The sequence below is a fragment of the Falsiroseomonas oleicola genome (assembly GCF_019029495.1).
Taxonomy (GTDB): Bacteria; Pseudomonadota; Alphaproteobacteria; order Acetobacterales; family Acetobacteraceae; genus Falsiroseomonas; species Falsiroseomonas oleicola.
Genome location: NZ_JAERQM010000005.1, coordinates 391,991 through 408,247, shown reverse-complemented (window position 1 = coordinate 408,247; position 16,257 = coordinate 391,991). Strand labels below are relative to the sequence as shown.

At 69.2% G+C, this 16,257-nt stretch carries 13 protein-coding genes; 6 read left to right on the top strand and 7 right to left on the bottom strand.

Annotated elements, in window-relative coordinates; translation table 11 throughout:
- Positions 1-94 precede the first annotated feature (94 nt).
- The 3 genes from lepA (at position 95) to JJQ90_RS18560 (ending at position 3,528) form a co-directional block, all read left to right on the top strand.
- On the top strand, positions 95-1,900 hold the full coding sequence (gene lepA, locus JJQ90_RS18570) for a translation elongation factor 4 (protein WP_216877730.1): 1,806 nt from the start codon (positions 95-97) through the stop codon (positions 1,898-1,900).
- An 83-nt stretch (positions 1,901-1,983) separates the two neighbouring features.
- Positions 1,984-2,964 carry a tripartite tricarboxylate transporter substrate-binding protein gene (locus tag JJQ90_RS18565; RefSeq protein WP_216877729.1) on the top strand — a complete coding sequence of 327 codons (981 nt, stop codon included), beginning with the start codon at positions 1,984-1,986 and terminating at the stop codon, positions 2,962-2,964.
- Positions 2,965-3,033: 69 nt separating this feature from the next.
- Positions 3,034-3,528, top strand: a complete 495-nt coding sequence (locus tag JJQ90_RS18560) for a hypothetical protein (RefSeq protein ID WP_216877728.1) — start codon at positions 3,034-3,036, stop codon at positions 3,526-3,528.
- On the opposite strand, the gene add is transcribed toward JJQ90_RS18560, so the two are convergent.
- Together add and JJQ90_RS18550 are read right to left on the bottom strand one after the other, a co-directional pair.
- The gene (gene add / locus JJQ90_RS18555) at positions 3,515-4,591 is read right to left on the bottom strand and encodes an adenosine deaminase (protein ID WP_216877727.1); all 1,077 of its coding nucleotides are present in this window, start codon (positions 4,589-4,591) and stop codon (positions 3,515-3,517) included. The two genes, JJQ90_RS18560 and add, sit on opposite strands and share 14 nt — an antisense overlap.
- Positions 4,591-6,153, bottom strand: a complete 1,563-nt coding sequence (locus tag JJQ90_RS18550) for an ABC transporter substrate-binding protein (RefSeq protein WP_216877726.1) — start codon at positions 6,151-6,153, stop codon at positions 4,591-4,593. Before JJQ90_RS18550 ends, add begins: the two co-directional genes overlap by 1 nt.
- Positions 6,154-6,300: 147 nt before the next feature.
- Here JJQ90_RS18550 and JJQ90_RS18545 point away from each other — a divergent pair, with 147 nt between their 5' ends.
- The 3 genes from JJQ90_RS18545 to JJQ90_RS18535 all read left to right on the top strand — a co-directional run bounded on the left by JJQ90_RS18545 (position 6,301) and on the right by JJQ90_RS18535 (position 10,076).
- On the top strand, positions 6,301-7,332 hold the full coding sequence (locus tag JJQ90_RS18545) for an L-idonate 5-dehydrogenase (protein ID WP_216877725.1): 1,032 nt from the start codon (positions 6,301-6,303) through the stop codon (positions 7,330-7,332).
- Positions 7,333-7,396: 64 nt separating this feature from the next.
- On the top strand, positions 7,397-9,091 hold the full coding sequence (gene ggt / locus JJQ90_RS18540; protein ID WP_216877724.1) for a gamma-glutamyltransferase: 1,695 nt from the start codon (positions 7,397-7,399) through the stop codon (positions 9,089-9,091).
- A 19-nt stretch (positions 9,092-9,110) separates the two neighbouring features.
- Entirely contained in the window at positions 9,111-10,076 is a 966-nt protein-coding gene (locus tag JJQ90_RS18535) for a 2-hydroxyacid dehydrogenase (RefSeq protein WP_216877723.1), read from the top strand.
- 21 nt (positions 10,077-10,097) lie between these two features.
- Here the strand turns inward: JJQ90_RS18535 and JJQ90_RS18530 are convergent, their stop codons facing one another.
- Genes JJQ90_RS18530 through JJQ90_RS18510 form a run of 5 tightly spaced genes read right to left on the bottom strand, consistent with a single transcriptional unit; the run spans position 10,098 to position 16,194 of the window.
- Positions 10,098-10,910 (bottom strand): creatininase family protein, encoded by an 813-nt coding sequence (locus JJQ90_RS18530; protein WP_230410782.1) that lies wholly within the window; start codon positions 10,908-10,910, stop codon positions 10,098-10,100.
- A gap of 13 nt (positions 10,911-10,923) precedes the next feature.
- Positions 10,924-11,898: an ABC transporter ATP-binding protein gene (locus JJQ90_RS18525; RefSeq protein WP_329959475.1), complete on the bottom strand. Its 975-nt coding sequence runs from the start codon at positions 11,896-11,898 to the stop codon at positions 10,924-10,926.
- The gene (locus JJQ90_RS18520; RefSeq protein WP_216877722.1) at positions 11,895-13,715 is read right to left on the bottom strand and encodes a dipeptide/oligopeptide/nickel ABC transporter permease/ATP-binding protein; all 1,821 of its coding nucleotides are present in this window, start codon (positions 13,713-13,715) and stop codon (positions 11,895-11,897) included. Before JJQ90_RS18520 ends, JJQ90_RS18525 begins: the two co-directional genes overlap by 4 nt.
- A complete protein-coding gene (locus JJQ90_RS18515; RefSeq protein WP_216877721.1) occupies positions 13,712-14,662 on the bottom strand; it encodes an ABC transporter permease in 951 nt (316 codons plus the stop codon). The genes JJQ90_RS18520 and JJQ90_RS18515 overlap by 4 nt, the downstream gene beginning before the upstream one ends.
- On the bottom strand, positions 14,662-16,194 hold the full coding sequence (locus JJQ90_RS18510) for an ABC transporter substrate-binding protein (RefSeq protein WP_216877720.1): 1,533 nt from the start codon (positions 16,192-16,194) through the stop codon (positions 14,662-14,664). The genes JJQ90_RS18515 and JJQ90_RS18510 overlap by 1 nt, the downstream gene beginning before the upstream one ends.
- Positions 16,195-16,257: the final 63 nt, after the last annotated feature.

The window sequence follows — 16,257 nt, the reverse complement described above, 5'->3', positions numbered from 1 at the left end:
CCGGCCCGGAAAGGTTTGGACTTCGGCCGGTTCTGCCCTATCTCCCGGGTAACGCAGGCGGGCCTTTCCCGCCATGGCCGGCGCCCGGAAACAGATGACCGACACACCCCTCTCCCGCATCCGCAACTTCTCGATCATCGCCCATATCGACCATGGGAAGTCCACGCTCGCCGACCGGCTGATCCAGACCACCGGCACGGTCGCGCTGCGCGAGATGAAGGAACAGCTCCTCGACAATATGGAGCTGGAGCGGGAGCGTGGGATCACCATCAAGGCCCAGACCGTTCGCCTGCAATACAAGGCGAATGACGGCGAGACCTATGTCCTCAACCTGATGGACACACCCGGCCATGTGGACTTCGCCTATGAGGTGAGCCGTTCGCTCGCCGCCTGCGAGGGCTCGCTGCTGGTGGTCGACGCCTCACAGGGCGTCGAGGCGCAGACGCTGGCCAATGTCTACCAGGCGCTGGATGCGGGGCATGAGATCGTGCCCGTGCTGAACAAGATCGACCTGCCGGCGGCCGAGCCCGACCGGGTGAAGCAGCAGATCGAGGATGTGATCGGGCTCGATGCCTCCGACGCCGTGATGATCTCGGCCAAGACCAGCCTGAACATCGAGGGTGTGCTGGAAGCCATCGTCACCCGCCTGCCGCCGCCGACCGGCGATTCGGAAAAGACCCTGACCGCCCTGCTGGTCGATAGCTGGTACGACGCCTATCTCGGCGTGGTGGTGCTGGTGCGCGTGCGGGACGGGCGGCTCCGCAAGGGCATGAAGATCCGCATGATGTCGAACGGCACCGCCCATACGGTGGAGCAGGTCGGCGTCTTCACGCCCAAGATGGTGGCGGTGGACAGCCTCGGCCCGGGCGAGATGGGCTATGTCACCGCGGCCATCAAGACGGTGGCCGATACCAATGTCGGTGACACGCTGACCGATGACCGCAACCCGGCCACCGAGGCCCTGCCCGGCTTCAAGCCCTCCATCCCCGTGGTCTGGTGCGGCCTCTATCCGGTGGATGCGGATGACTTCGAGAAGCTGCGCGAATCGGTTGGGAAACTTCGGCTGAACGACAGCAGCTTCCACTACGAGATGGAGAACAGCGCCGCCCTCGGCCTCGGCTATCGCTGCGGCTTCCTCGGCCTGCTGCATCTGGAAATCGTGCAGGAACGTCTCTCGCGCGAGTTCGACCTCGACCTGATCGCGACGGCGCCTTCCGTCGTCTACAAGATCAAGAAGACGAATGGCGAGGAGACCGAGCTGCACAACCCGGCCGACATGCCGGACCCCAGCGTCATCGAGGAAATCTCCGAGCCCTGGATCAAGGCCACCATCATGGTGCCGGAGGAGTATCTCGGCTCCGTCCTCACGCTCTGCAACGAACGCCGCGGCGAACAGGTGGAGCTCACCTATGTCGGCACGCGCCCCATGGCAGTGTACCGCCTGCCGCTGAACGAGGTGGTGTTCGACTTCTACGACCGGCTGAAGTCCGTCTCCCGCGGCTATGCCAGCTTCGACTACACGGTGGATGGCTACCAGCCGGGCGACCTGGTGAAGATCTCCATTCTGGTGAACGCCGAGCCGGTGGATGCGCTGTCCTTCATGGCGCACCGCACCCAGGCGGATCGCCGCGGCCGGCAGATCTGCGAGAAGCTGAAGGAGCTGATCCCGCGCCAGCTCTTCAAGATTCCGATCCAGGCCGCGATCGGTGGCCGCGTCATCGCGCGTGAGACCATCAGCGCCATGTCGAAGGACGTCACGGCAAAGTGCTATGGCGGCGACATCAGCCGCAAGCGCAAGCTTCTCGACAAGCAGAAGGAAGGCAAGAAGCGCATGCGGCAGTTCGGCAAGGTCGAAATCCCGCAAAGCGCCTTCATCGCCGCCCTGAAGATGGACGCCTGACCCGGGAGTCAGACGGGAGAGTCAGGCGGGGGATTTGACGCCATCCCGCGACGGATGGCGTGGGACAGAGGGAAGAGACAAGAATGATCGAGATTGGAAAGCGCGGCCTTCTCGGCCTCGCCGGCGCCGCCCTCGCCGCGCCTGCTTTCGCACAAGGCACGTTCCCGACCCGCACCGTCAGCATGATCGTGCCCTTCGCCGCCGGGGGGCCGACAGACACCGTCGCCCGGCTGATCGCCCAGGCGATGAGCACCAATCTCGGCCATACCGTGGTTGTGGAGAATGTCGGCGGTGCCGGCGGGACGCTCGGCGCGCAGCGCTGCGCCCAGGCCCGGCCGGATGGCTACACGGTGCTGCTGCACCATATCGGCATGGCGACGATCCCGACCCTGTACCGTCGCCTGGCCTATGACCCGATCAACGGCTTCGAGACCATCGGCCTGGTGACCGAGGTGCCGATGACCCTGGTTGGCCGCAACGCCCTGCCGGCGCAGAACATGGCGGAGCTGGTGGCCCTGGTGAAGCGCGAGGGCGAACGCCTGAACTACGCCAATGCCGGCATCGGCGCCGCCAGCCATCTGTGCGGCCTGCTGCTGATGCAGGCGATGGGCACCAGGATGACCACAGTGCCCTATCGCGGCACCGGCCCGGCGATGAACGACCTGCTGGCCGGCACCGTCGACCTGATGTGCGACCAGACCACCAACACCACCGAGCAGATCAAGGCCGGCGGCATCCGTGCCTTCGCCGTGACCACGGCGGATCGCCTGGAATCCCTGCCCGACCTGCCCACCGCCGCCCAGGGCGGCCTGCCGGGCTTCGAGGTCAGCGTCTGGCACGGCCTCTACGCGCCCAAGGGCACGCCCGCCCCGATCATCACCCGGCTGAACCAGGCGTTGGTCGCGGCGCTCCAGGACAGCAATGTCGGCACCCGTTTCGCCGCCCTCGGCACCTCCCCGGTTCCGGTCGCCCGCGCCACACCGGCGGCGCATCGCGAATTCTGGCAGGCCGACATCGCCAAATGGCGCCCCCTGATCCAGGCCGCCGGCCAGTTCGCCGACTGATTTCGGGATGCTGCCGCGGGTGGGTGGCCAGGTGGGCCGGCTGTTCTGCGGGCGGGGGCCAATCTGCGCATGAAGGTCCTGGAGCGGACGGCGGGGCGCCTGACCTTGGAAGACCGGCCGGTCTTCCTCGGCATCTTCATGGCGGTCTTCATCCTGGGCTTTGCCTGGCGGGGGATTGCGGATGCCCTGGCCGGTGACTTTTCCGCGGCCTTCGGCACGCTGGCACTCGCGGTCGGCATGACCGCGCTGACCTTCTGCGTGCTGATCGAGGTGGTCCAACTGCACTTCGACCGCGCGGAGGGCCTGATCCGCCTGCGCCGGATCAAGGCCAGCGGCACCAGGGAGGAGAGCTTTCCCCTGTCCGACCTGCGCCGTGCCGAGGTCGAGAGCCGCAGCGCCTCCGGCTCTGGCCGTCGGCGGCGCAGTGCCACCCATCGGACGGTGCTGGTGCTGGGCGCGGATCAGCGGCGGCTGCCGCTGTCCCGGACCTTCGCCAGCGGCCCGGCCGCGGAGCGCACGGCCGAGACCATCAATCAGTGGTGGCGCCCCGTCAGCGACGGGTGACGGCGAGGTCCAGCACCCGGTCGGCAGGGTCCAACTCGCGTTCCAGCGCATCCAGCGTCGAACTGAATTCCGCGCGCATCGCCGCCTTTTCCGGCTCCGGCAGCCAGGACCCGTCCAGCCCCGCCAGGCTCAGCCTGCGCGCCTCCGCCACGCCCCAGCCGAGGTCCGAAAATACGGTGCGCCAGCTATGGCCCATGGTGGTGCCGAAGATGGTGGGGTCGTCGGTGCCGAGGCTGATGTTCAGCCCGGCATCGAACATCGCCTTGATGCGCTGGCGGCGCGGGGCGCGGTTCCATTCCATGCCGGACCAGCAGGCCATGGTGAAGGGCACCTGTTCCTTCACCGCCCGCGCCACCACGGCGGGGTCGGCCATCATGTTGTAGCCATGGTCCAGCCGGTCGCAGCCCAGCATGTCCCGGCACAGGGTGAAGTGCATCGGCGGCGCCTCGAACGGCGCCTGGTTGTCCTCGCAGACATGGGCGGTGCGGCGGTAGCCGTCGCGCCCCGCCTGCCGCCAGGCCTCCACCCAGAGATGCGCGGGCCCGGCACGCTCGGCGCCGTCCAGGCCGATGCCGATCACCTCCGGCCGCTTCCACTTCGCCATCCATTCCAGCATCTGCAGCGATTCGGAGGGCAGGCAGACGCTGCGGTCGATGCAGGCGATCAGTTTTCCCGAAACGCCATAGGCGGCGTGCCCGCGCGCGAGGCCTTCCAGCAGCCCATCCACGATCTCGGGATAGGTGACGCCGTTCGGGGAAAAATAGTGCGGGTTGAAGAAGATCTCGGTGTGGCGGACGTTGCCGTGGCGGTGCAGGTCCTCGATGCATTCGAAGGCGATGCGGGAAAACTCGGCCTGCGTCCGTACCGCCAGCGCACCCAGGCGCAGGATGTCGAGAAACGCGTAGAAGGTCTCGAAGCGGTACATCTCGGCGGCCGGCTTCGGCAGGCGGACGCCGTTCTTCGCCGCCAGTTCATCCAGCGTCTCCGCCCGGATCGCGCCGGCGATGTGCAGATGCAGCTCCACCTTCGGCACGGCGTCGAGATAGTCCGAGAAGGACAGCATCAGCGGCGCTCCATGTTCCAGAGGAACATCGCCGGCCCGCGCAGCACGCCATTCAGGTCGGACCGCCAGGCGCTGGCCGCCGTGAATTGGCCGAGCGGCATGTAGAAGCCATCCTCCGCGGCGAGGCGATGGATTTCGTCCGAGATGCGCTTGCGGGCAGCGTCATCCTGCGCGCGGGCGAATTCCACGCGCAGCCGCTCCACCTCCGCATTCGCCGGCCATCCCGCAAAGCCGCCCACGCGGCCCGCGCCATTCACGAAGGGGTTGAGCAGCGGGGACTGCATGTCCGGCACGGTGTTGGTGGTATGCGCCAGGTTCCACCCATCCTGCCGCGCGCGCCGCCCGAAATAGGTGTTGAGGTCCATGGTCTGCAGGTCGACCCGGAAGCCGAGCTGCGTCAGCAGCCCCTGGGACACCAGCCCGAGCGCGGCAATGCCGGGCGCATCGGCGGGGTGGATGATGGCGACGGGCCGCGACAGGTCGGCGCCAGATTCGCGCAGCATGCGCCGCGCAGCCTCCAGGTCGGTCGCCGCCGGCATCCCTGCCGAGGTCTCCAGCGGCGTGCCGCAGCCGAACATGGAACGGCATTCGCGGGCATATTCCGGGCGGCCCGCCACGGCCGCGAGATAATCCGCCTGGTTCACCGCCAGCATCACCGCGCGCCGCACCTGCGGGTTGTCGAAGGGCGGGTGCAGGTGGTTGAAGCGCAGAATCCCCTGATAGCCATAGGAGGAAACGGTCGCGACGGTGACCGCGCGGTTGCGCTCCAGGATCGGCAGCACATCGGCCGGCAGGCGCTCGACATAGTCGATCTCGCCGGTGGTCAGCGCCGAAACCTGGGTGCTGACATCCGGCATGGCGAGCAGTTCCACCCGCTCCATCCGCGCCACCTTGCCGCCACTGGCCCAGACCGCCGGTTCCGAACGCGGGCGATAGGCCGCGTTGCGGGTGACGACGATGCGATCGCCGGGGCGATACTCCTCCCGCACGAAGCGATAGGGGCCGCTGCCCATCACCTCCGTCACCTGCTGCGTCGGCGGCGTGGCGGCCAGGCGCGCCGGCATCATCATCGGCACCATCGCGCCGGGTTTTCCCAATGCCTGCAGCACCAGGCCGAAGGGCTCCCGCAGCACCAGCCGGAAGGTCTTGGCGTCCACCACATCGAGGCTGGCGCTGGCGCGCATCATGGCCCCGCCCAGCGCATCCCGCGCGCCCCAGCGGCGCAGGCTCGCCACGCAATCCTCCGCCGTCACCGCCGAACCATCATGCCAGGCGAGGCCGTCGCGCAGGACAAATGTCCAGGTCAGGCCGTCAGCGCTGCGCTCCCAGCGCTCCAGCATCTGCGGCGTCGGCTCCCACCGGTCGTTCACCGCGACCAGCGTGTCGTAGACCAGATAGGCGAAGTCGCGGGTGGTGAAGCTGGTGGTGAAATGCGGGTCCAGCACCGTGGTCAGCGTCTCCGGCGCCACGCGCAGCGTGCGGGCGCGGTCGGGCGCCTGGGCTGCAACTGGCATGGCAGCCAGCAGGGCGGCGGCGAACAGGGAAAGGGCGGCACGCGACATGGCGCGGACTCCTGGCATGCGGATCTTCGGGGGGCTGCGGCGGCGTCTTTCCCCGAAAGTGCCGCCCGGCCCGGCCAGCGTCAACGCGCCCCGCTTGATCGGTGCGCCGGAAACGACAAGCATCGCGCCAAAGGGGAGGACCACATCATGCGCGCCATCGTCATCCATGCCGCACACGACCTGCGTGTGGAGGACCAGCAGGCCGCGCCGCCCGGCCCGGGCGAGGTTGCGGTGCGAATCCGCCAGGGCGGCATCTGCGGGTCGGACCTGCACTACTACCTGCATGGCGGCTTCGGCGTGGTGCGGGTGCTCCAGCCCATGGTGCTGGGCCATGAGATCGCCGGCGAGATTTCGGCCCTCGGCGCGGGCGTCGCGGGGCTGGCGGTGGGCGACAAGGTGGCCGTCAATCCCTCCCGCCCCTGTGGTGCCTGTCGCTACTGCCTGTCCGGCGCCGCGCAGCATTGCCTGGATATGCGCTTCTACGGCAGCGCGATGCGCATGCCGCATGTCGATGGCGGGTTCCGTCAGCACCTGGTCTGCGATGCCGCCCAGGCGGTGAAGCTGCCCGCCGACATGCCGCTGCAACGCGCCGCCTTCGCCGAGCCGCTCGCCGTCTGCCTGCATGCCGCGCGACAGGCAGGGCCGCTGATGGGCGCCCGCGTGCTCATCACCGGCGCCGGCCCCATCGGCATGCTGTGTCTTTTGGTGGCGCGCCATGCCGGAGCGCGGGAGGTGGTGATGACGGACCTCTCGCCGAAGCCGCTGGCCCTGGCCCGGCAACTCGGCGCCGATGCAACGCATGACCTGCGGGCGAAGCCCGAGGCCCTCGCACCCTACGGCGCCGACAAGGGAAAATTCGACGTGGTCTTCGAATGCGCCGGCAGCGGCCTGGCGCTCGCCGGCGCCATCGCCGCCGCGCGGCCGGGTGCGACGATCGTGCAGGTCGGCATCGGCGGCGATGCCGCCGTGCCGCTGAACACGCTGGTGGCGAAGGAGATCACGCTGCGCGGCACCTTCCGCTTCCACGCGGAATTCGCCCTGGCCGTGGACGCCCTGGCGCGCGGCGCCATCGACCCGATGCCGCTGCTGACGGAGGTGGTGCCGATGGAGGACGCCGTCGCCGCCTTCGACCTCGCCGCCGATCGCAGCCGGGCGATGAAGGTGCAACTGGCGTTCTAACCCCCTCTTCCCCCCTGCCCCGCCCCGGCCCAAACTGCGGCGGGGCAGCAGGGATGACCGTGTGATGAAGGTGGGCCGCAACGGATTCGCGCTGAACTGCGAGAAGGCGCCCGCCACCGGCTCCCGCGGCGTCGTCGCCAGCAACCACCCCATGGCCTCCGCCGCCGGGGCACGGGTGCTGCTGGAAGGCGGCAATGCGGTGGATGCCGCCATCGCCACGCTCTTCGCGCTGACCGTGGTGGAGCCGATGATGGTCGGCGTGCTCGGCGGCGGCGTTGGCCATATCCGCATGGCCGATGGCCGGCACGCGGTGATGGATGGCCTGTCCACCGCCCCCGCCGCCGCCACCCCCACCATGTACACCCCGCGCACCGATGTGCCGCCGGAGGAGCGGGAGGTGGAGGGCCGCACCAATGCCATCGGCGCGCTCTCCGTCGCCGTGCCGGCCTCCCTGCGCGCCTGGGCGGAGACGCTGGCGCGCTTCGGAAGCTGGTCGCTGGCGGATGTGATGGCGCCCGCCATCCAGCTCGCCGCCGAGGGTTTTCGCGTCACGCCCTACCTGTCGGACTGCATCGGTGATGCGGCGGCCGACCTGGCGCGGGATGCCGACCTCGCCGCGCGCTTCCTGCCGGGTGGCACCAAGCTCGCCGCCGGCAGCCGCTTCGTCCAGGGCGCCTATGCCGACACGCTGCGCGCCATCGCCAAGGAAGGGCCGGACCTTCTGCACGAAGGCGCGCTCGGCGGCATGGTCGCCGATGCGCTGGCGCAGGCCGGCGGCATCGTCACCCGCGCCGATCTCGCCGCCAGCCGCCCGATCGAGCGTGCGCCGATCCATGGCAGCTATCGCGGCTTCGACGTCTTCGCCCCGCCGCCCCCGGCCTCCGCCGGTGTGCATGTCGCGCAGATGCTGAACGTGCTGGAAGGGTTCGACGTCGCCGCCATGGGCTTCGGCACCGTGGAGTCCTGGCACCTGGTGGCGGAGGCGCTGAAGATGGCCTTCGCCGACCGTTCGGCCGCCACCGCCGATCCGGATTTCGTCCATGTGCCGGTCGAGCTTCTCACCTCCCGCCGCTATGCCGATCTGCGCCGGGCGGAGATCGACATGGCGCGCGCCAAGGCGTGGTCCGCGCATCCCTCGCTGGGCGAGTCCAACTGCACCACCCATGTCACGGTGGCCGATGCGACGGGCAATATCGTCGCCACGACGCAGACCATCAACGCTCTGTTCGGCGCCCGCATGGCGATCCCCGGCACCGGGCTGATCGCCAACAACTACATGCACAATTTCGACCCGCGGCCGGGGCTCGCCTTGTCCGTGCAGCCGGGCAAGCGGGTCTATACCTCCATGGCGCCGACCATCGCGCTGCGGGGTGGCAAGCCCGCCTTCGCGCTCGGCCTGCCGGGCGGGCTGCGCATCTTCCCCTCCGCCTTCCAGGCGGTGCTGAACCTGATCGACCACGGCATGACGTTGCAACAGGCCGTCGAGGCGCCGCGCATCTGGACGCAAGGCCTGGCGCTGGAACTGGAACCCGGCGTGCCGACGGAGGTCGCGGCGGCGCTGGCCGCGCGCGGCCATGTCGTCAAGCGCGCGGCCACGCTTGGCGGCGGCATGAACGGCATCGCCTTCAACGACGACGGCACGATGACGGGCGCCGCCTGCTGGCGCGCCGATGGCTCCGTGGTGGCGCTCGGCGGCGGGCTGGCGCGCGCCGGCGTGCGCTTCGTGCTGGAAACCGCCACCACAACCCCTTCCGCTTGACCCTCCCCAGGACAATCGCATGACCCAGAAAATCGCCCTGCTGCAGCCCATCGCCGGCGAGATGGCCGAGATCATCCAATCGCTTCTGCCCGAGGGTTTTTCGGCCACCGCCGTGAAGGGCCGCAGCGTCGAGGATCTGAAGGCCGAAGTGGCCGATGCCGACTACGCCCTGTGGTGGGACGTGCCCGTGCCGGCCGAGGTCCTGGCCGCCGGACCGAAGCTGAAGCTGCTGCACAAATGGGGCGTCGGCATCGACAATATCGACCTGGAGTATTGCCGCGCCCATGGCATCCAGGTGGCGCGCACCACCGGCAGCAACGCCGCCCCCGTCGCCGACTTCACCATCGGCCTGATGCTGGCCCTCGCCCGCCGCATCGTGCCCGCCCATAACAGCACCGCCGCCGGCGGCTGGGCCAAGAACGAGGTCTGGAAGCAGTCGGTGATGCTGACGGGCAAGACCGTGGGCATCATCGGGCTGGGTGCCATCGGCAAGGGCGTCGCCAAGCGCCTGCAGGGTTTTGACTGTCGCGTGCTGTACTATTCCCGCACGCGGCTGCCGGAGGACCAGGCCAAGGCACTCGGCGTGGAATATCGCGCGCTGGATGACCTGCTGGCGGAGGTCGACTTCCTGTCCCTGAACTGCCCGCTGACGCCGGAGACCGCCGGCATGATCAACGCTGCCGCCCTGGCCAAGATGAAGCCGAGCGCGATGATCATCAACGTCGCGCGCGGCGGCGTGGTGGTGGAGGCGGATCTCGTCGACGCGCTGCGGAACGGCACCATCCGCGCCGCCGCCGTAGATGTCTTTGACCAGGAACCGCCGCCGGCCGACCACCCGCTGCTGCACATGGACAATGTGATCGTCACGCCGCACTGCGCCAGCACGGCCTATGAGAACAGCCGCCGCAGCATCCAGCACTGGCTGGGCAATATGGTGCGCGTTTCGAAGGGCGAGCCGATTCCGGAGCAGGACCGCGTGGTGTGACGCGGCCCCACCCTTCTGCCGCTACTGCTTGGCGTAGTGGTGGCAGAAGCCGGCGCCGATTTCCGTCAGCCGGTCCGCGATCAGCTTGCCGGATTCCGCGCTGCAGAGGCGCGGATCGCCGGTGCCGAGGCCGTTCGGGCTGACCGCGTCGTATTCGATCGGCACCGTCACTTCGGCGCCATTGAAGCTCAGCGAGCCCCAGCCCTGGAAGGGCAGACCCAGCGCCGTCGGGTTGCCGCTGCGCGGTTCCGGGATCAGGTCCGTCCGGATGCGCTCCGGGAACAGGTGCATCCCCAGGCTGGTCAGCGGGTCCGCGCCATGGCTGGACACCGCCTTCGCCTTCTCCGCGCCCAGCAGCTTCGGCATCTCGGCATAGGCGATGCGCCAGAGATACAGCGCCGGGATCACCAGGCCGGTCCTGTGCATCACGGCGCGCGTCGCCTCGTTGATGACGTTGACGTTGCCGCCATGGCCATTGATGACGATCAGCTTCGTGAGCTTGTGGCGCAGCAACTCCCCGAACATCTCGTCCAGCACGGCGCGGAAGGTGGCGGCGGACAGGGCGATGCCGCCCGGCATCGGGCCGAAGAAGTCGCCCTTGCCGAAGGGCAGCACCGGCGCGACCACGGTGCGCGTGCCTTCCGCCGTGGCGCGCAGCGCGATCAGCTCCGCCATCTTCTCGGCCAGGAAATAATCGCCCATCGGCGCATGCGGCCCCTGGTCCTCATGGCTGCCCATGGGCAGCAGGATCACCGGGTTCTGCGGGTAGAGCGTGCGGGCCTCATCGCCCGTGATCTCGCCCATGCGGACTTTCGTTGGCGATATGTCGGTCATGCTGGCGGGTTCCTCAGTTGATCTCATCGGCACGGATGCAGGCGACACGATGCGCCGCTCCGCCGATTTCGCGAAGGGGGGGCACGGCCTCCGCACAGGCCGGCAATGCCAGGGCACAGCGGGTGCGGAAGACGCAGCCGGAAGGCGGGTTGGTTGGGCTGGGCGGCTCCCCAGGCAGGATCACCCGCGACAGGCGCTTCGCCGGATCGAGCCGCGGCGTCGCCGAAAGCAGCGCCCGCGTATAGGGGTGCGAGGGCCTGGCAAACACCTCCGCCACCGGCCCCTCCTCCATCACCCGCCCCAGATACATGACGATGACGCGGTCGCACAGGTGCCGCACCACCGGCAAGTCATGGCTGATGAACAGCATGGCCAGACCCAGGTCGCGCCGCAGATCGGCCAGCAGCCGCACCACCTGCGCCTGGATCGAGACATCCAGCGCCGAGACCGGCTCATCCGCCACAAGGAAATCCGGGTTGGTCGCCAGCGCCCGGGCGATTCCCAGCCGCTGCCGCTGCCCGCCGGAGAACTCATGCGGATAGGCACCGAGCCGCTGCGGATCGAGCCCCACCCGCACGAACATCTCGGTCAGTTTCGCGCGCCGTTCCGCGGCGGAGAGGTCTGTGTGGATCGCCAGCCCGTCCTCCACCTGCGCGCCGATGGTGCGCCGCGCATCGAGGCTGCCAAAGGGGTCCTGGAAGACGATGCCCATCCGCGCGCGCAGCGCCCGCCAGGCGTTGCTGCCGGGCTTTGGCAGCGGCTGGCCATCGAAGCGCACCGCGCCGCCCGTGGCCGCCAGCAGGCCGAGCAGCACGCGGCCGAGGGTGGACTTGCCGCTGCCGCTCTCGCCGACGACGCCCAGCGCCTCCCCCCGCGCCACGGTCGCATCGACGCCCGCGACGGCGCGCACCGGTCTGCCGCGGGCCAGGATACCGCGAGGCGCGAAGCTCATCTCCACCGCCTCGGCGACGACCAGCGGTTCGGTCACGCGCTCAGCTCCCGCCAGCGGATGCAGCGCACGGCGTGGTTCTCGAATTCTTCCAGCGGCGGCGGCGTGGCGCAGGCCTCCGTCGCGAAGCCGCAGCGCGGCGCGAAGCGGCAGCCGGGCGGCCAGGCATCGGGGCGCGGCACGACGCCGGGAATCCCCTCCGGCTCGATATCGCCATCCGGCACGGCGGCCAGCAGCGCCCGCGTATAGGGATGCAGCGGCCTGGCAAAAACCTCGGCGACGGGGCCGCTTTCCACCACCTGCGCGGCGTACATCACCACCACATCCTCCGCGACTTCCGCCACAACGCCGAGCGAATGGGTGATGAGCACGACGCCCATCCCCTCCGCCCGCCGCAGCTCCGCCAGCAGTTCCAGGATGGCGGCCTGCACCGTCACATCCAGCGCCGTGGTCGGCTCGTCGGCGATCAGCAGGCGCGGTCGGTTGGCGATGGCCATGGCGATCATCACGCGCTGGCGCATGCCGCCCGACAATTCGTGCGGATAGGCGCGGGCGCGACGCTCGGGATCGGCGATGCCGACGCGCTTCAGCAATTCCACCGCCTCGGCGGCGGCCTTGCCGGCGGGCACGTCCCGATGCGCGCGGATCGCCTCCGCCACCTGGTCGCCGATGCGGTGCACCGGGTTCAGGCTGCTCATCGGGTCCTGGAAGACCATCGCCATGGCACCGCCACGCAGTTTTCGCCGCGCGGGTTCCGGCATCCGCAGCAGGTCGTCGCCCTCGAAGCGCGCCACGCCATCGGCCACGCGCGCGGCGGGCGGCAGCAGGCCCATGATGGCCGTGGCCGCCATGGATTTGCCGGAGCCGCTTTCGCCCACGATCGCCAAGGTGCGCCCGGCATCGAGGCGGAAGGCCATGTCCTCCACCGGGCGGATGATGCCGCCCGGCGTGGCGATTTCCACCGTCAGCCCCTGCACATCCAGCAGCGGCTGCGGCGCGGCGGGTGCCGGGAACAGGCCGGGCAGCAGCCGGTCCACCAGCCGCAGCTTCTTCGCCCCGCCGCCGCCGCGCTTGTCGGCCACGTCGCGCACGGCATCACACAGCAGGTTCATCGCCAGGATGGTCACCGTCAGCGCCAGGCAGGGCCAGAGCAGCAGCATCGGCGCCTGTTCCATGGTGGCGCGCGCGCCGCGGATCATCAGCCCCCAGCTCGGCGTCGGCGGCACCACGCCGAGACCCAGGAAGGACAGCCCGCTTTCCAGCACCACGGCGGAGGCCACGGCCAGCGAAAGCTGCACCAGCACCGGCCCGGCGATGTTCGGCAGCACCGTGCGCAGTAGGATGCGGGGCGTACGAGCGCCCAGCGCGCGCACGGCTTCCACATAATCCTGCGAGCGCGCCGAAAGCACCTCCGCGAAGCTCACCCGGATGAAGCCCGGCAGATACAGCACGGATAGCACCAGGATCAGCGTGGCGGTGCCCGGCCCGAGCAGCGTCACCACCAGCAGCGCCAGCAGCACCGGCGGGAAGCACAGCACCACATCGGCGCCGCGGATCGCCAGGAACTCCACCACGCCGCGAAACCACCCGCCCAGCAGCCCCAGCGCCGTGCCGATCACCGCCGCGATGGTGGCGGAGGCGAAGGCGACAGCGAGGGAGGATCGCGCGCCCCAGATCAGCCGGGAAAACACATCCCGCCCGAACTCGTCCCGCCCCATCGGGCTGCCCGGCACATAGGCGGCCAGCCGGTTCGCCACGTCCTGCCGGATCGGGTCCATCAGCGGCAGCACCGGCGCGGCGATGGCGATCAGCACGATCAGCGCGACAACGGCACCAGGTATCCAGAGCTTCCTCATGACCGGGTGATCCGCGGGTCGAGCGCCGCATAGATCAGGTCCATCGCCAGGTTGATGAGCAGGAACAGGCCGGAGACGGTGATGACGATGCCGACGACCATCGGATAGTCCCGCGCCTCCACCGCGCGCAGCAGCGGCGTGGACAGGCCGGGCCAGTTGAAGACGTATTCCACCAGCACCGTGCCGCCCAGCAGCGTGCCCATCTGCAGACCGAGCACGGTGGTGACAGGGATCAGCGCATTGCGCACCACATGCCGGCGCAGCACACGCTGCGGCGTCAGCCCCTTGGCGCGCGCCGTGCGCACATGGTCGCGCGACAGCGCATCCAGCACGGAAGCGCGCGTCATGCGGAAGATGGTGGCGGCGAGGCCCTTGGCCACCGCGACGGCGGGCAGCGACAGCAGCACCAGATGCCGCACGGGGTCTTCCGCGAAGGGCGTGTAGCCGCCCGCCGGCATCCAGCGCAGCCATTGCGCCAGCACCAGGATCAGCAGCGTGCCGAGCACGAAGACCGGCACGGCCTGCAACACCGCCGCCAGCGCCGAGGACACGCGGTCGAAAGCGCCACCCTGCCTCACGGCGGCGAAGGTGCCCGCCGGCAGGGCGATAGCCACCGCCAGCAGCGTGCCGGCCACGATCAGTTCCAGCGTGCGTGGCAGGCGCAGCGCGATTTCCTCCGCCACCGGATAGTCATCGACCAGCGAGGTGCCGAGATCGCCCTGGCTCAACCCGATCAGGAAGGCGCCATATTGCTCCAGGATCGGCCGGTTCAGCCCCAGCCGTTCGCGCAGTTCCGCGATCGCATAGGCATCCGGCATGGCGCCGCCGGTGGAGAGCAGCATCTCCGCCGGATCGCCCGGCACCATGTGCAGCGCGAGGAAGACGATGGTCGCCACCACCCACATGAGCAGCAGCGAAATCCCGATGCGCCGGGCCAGCCACCACATCAGCCGAAGGCCGCGAACTCCAGCATCGCGCCTGAGGAGGTGGTCAGCGCCCCCGGCAGGTTGGCGAAGCCGGTGATGCGCCGGTCGAAGCCATAGCCCTGCTCGCGCCAGGCGAGCCCAACCACGGGCACTTCCTCCAGCGCCGCGCGCTGCATGTCCTTGTAGATCTCGATGCGCTTCGCCGTATCGAATTCCGCGCGGCCCTTGCGCAACAACTCCACCGTGCGCGGCGTGGACAGGCGGAAGGAGCGGCCATGAGCGTCGGAGAGCGAGGTGTCGAGCACCACGGTCAGCCCGTCCGGATCGTTGAAGTCGGCGGAGACGCCATGCACCGCGATGTCATATTGCCCGCGAATGCCGGCGGAGACGCGGGTGGACCAGTCGGTCAGCCGAAGCTCCGCCTGGATGCCGATGGCCGCCAGATATTGCTGGGTGATCTCGGCGCTGTCCTTGTGCATGCCGAATTGCGATGTCGCCAGCAGCGTGGTGGAGAAGCCGTTCGGGAAGCCCGCCTCCGCCAGCAACGCCTTGGCGCGTTCCGGATTGTAGGCATGGCCCTTGGCGAGCTCGGCGTCGTACCAGGGCGTCCCTTCGACGATCGGCATCCCCTCGATCGGCTTGCCGCGACCGGAGAAGGCGACCCGCACAATATCCTCCCGCTTCACTGCATGCGCCACGGCGCGGCGCACCAGCGGGTTGTTGAAAGGCGGGCGCGTGCCGTTGAACAGGATGTCCATGAAGGGACCCATCTGCGCATCCAGCTTCAGGCGCGGATCGGCATCCACCGCTGCCATGCCGGCCCAGGGCACGTATTCGATCATGTCCACATCGCCGGATTGCAGCGCGGCGAGGCGCAGGTTCTCATCGGCATAGATGGTCATGCGGATGGTGTGGGTGCGCGGCAGGCCGGGCACCCAGTAGTTGTTCGCCTTCTCCAACTGGATCCAGGACCCCCGTTCCTGCGAAGCGACGCGATAGGGGCCGCAGCCGATGGCGGCGTTCATGTCGCGGCTGGCGCGGGAGATGATCGGCATGTTGTAGTTGGCGAACCATAGCGGCACCGTCGCCGTTGGTTCCTTCATCACCAGCCGCACCGTCGTCGCATCCGGCGTCTCGACCCGCGCGATCTGCTGCATCTGGGCGCGGTAATAGGCGGTGGAGCGTTCACCGGCGATCTGCTCGATGCACCACTTCACATCCTCGGCGGTGACCTTCTCGCCATTGTGGAACACGGCTTCCGGCCGCAGCTTGAAGACCCAGGCGCCTTCCGCATCCAGCGCGAATTCCCGTGCCAGCTCGCCGTGCAGTTCACCCTTCTCGTCAAAGCGCGTCAGCCGGCGGTGGATCAGCATCTTCACCGTGCCGGCGGAGGCGCCGGTGGAGGGCCAGGGCTGCAGGTTGGGCGGCCAGGCCGACAGGCCCATGCGGATGACCCCAGGTCGCTGCTGCGCACGGGCCGGGTTGGTGAGAAGCGGCGCGGCACCGAGGCTCGCGGCGGCGCCCAGCAGATGACGACGGGTCAGGTTGAGCATGGGTTTTCCCTTTCGCGGGTGCGCCACAGCAAATTTCACCCCGATGCCACGCGGGACGGCGCT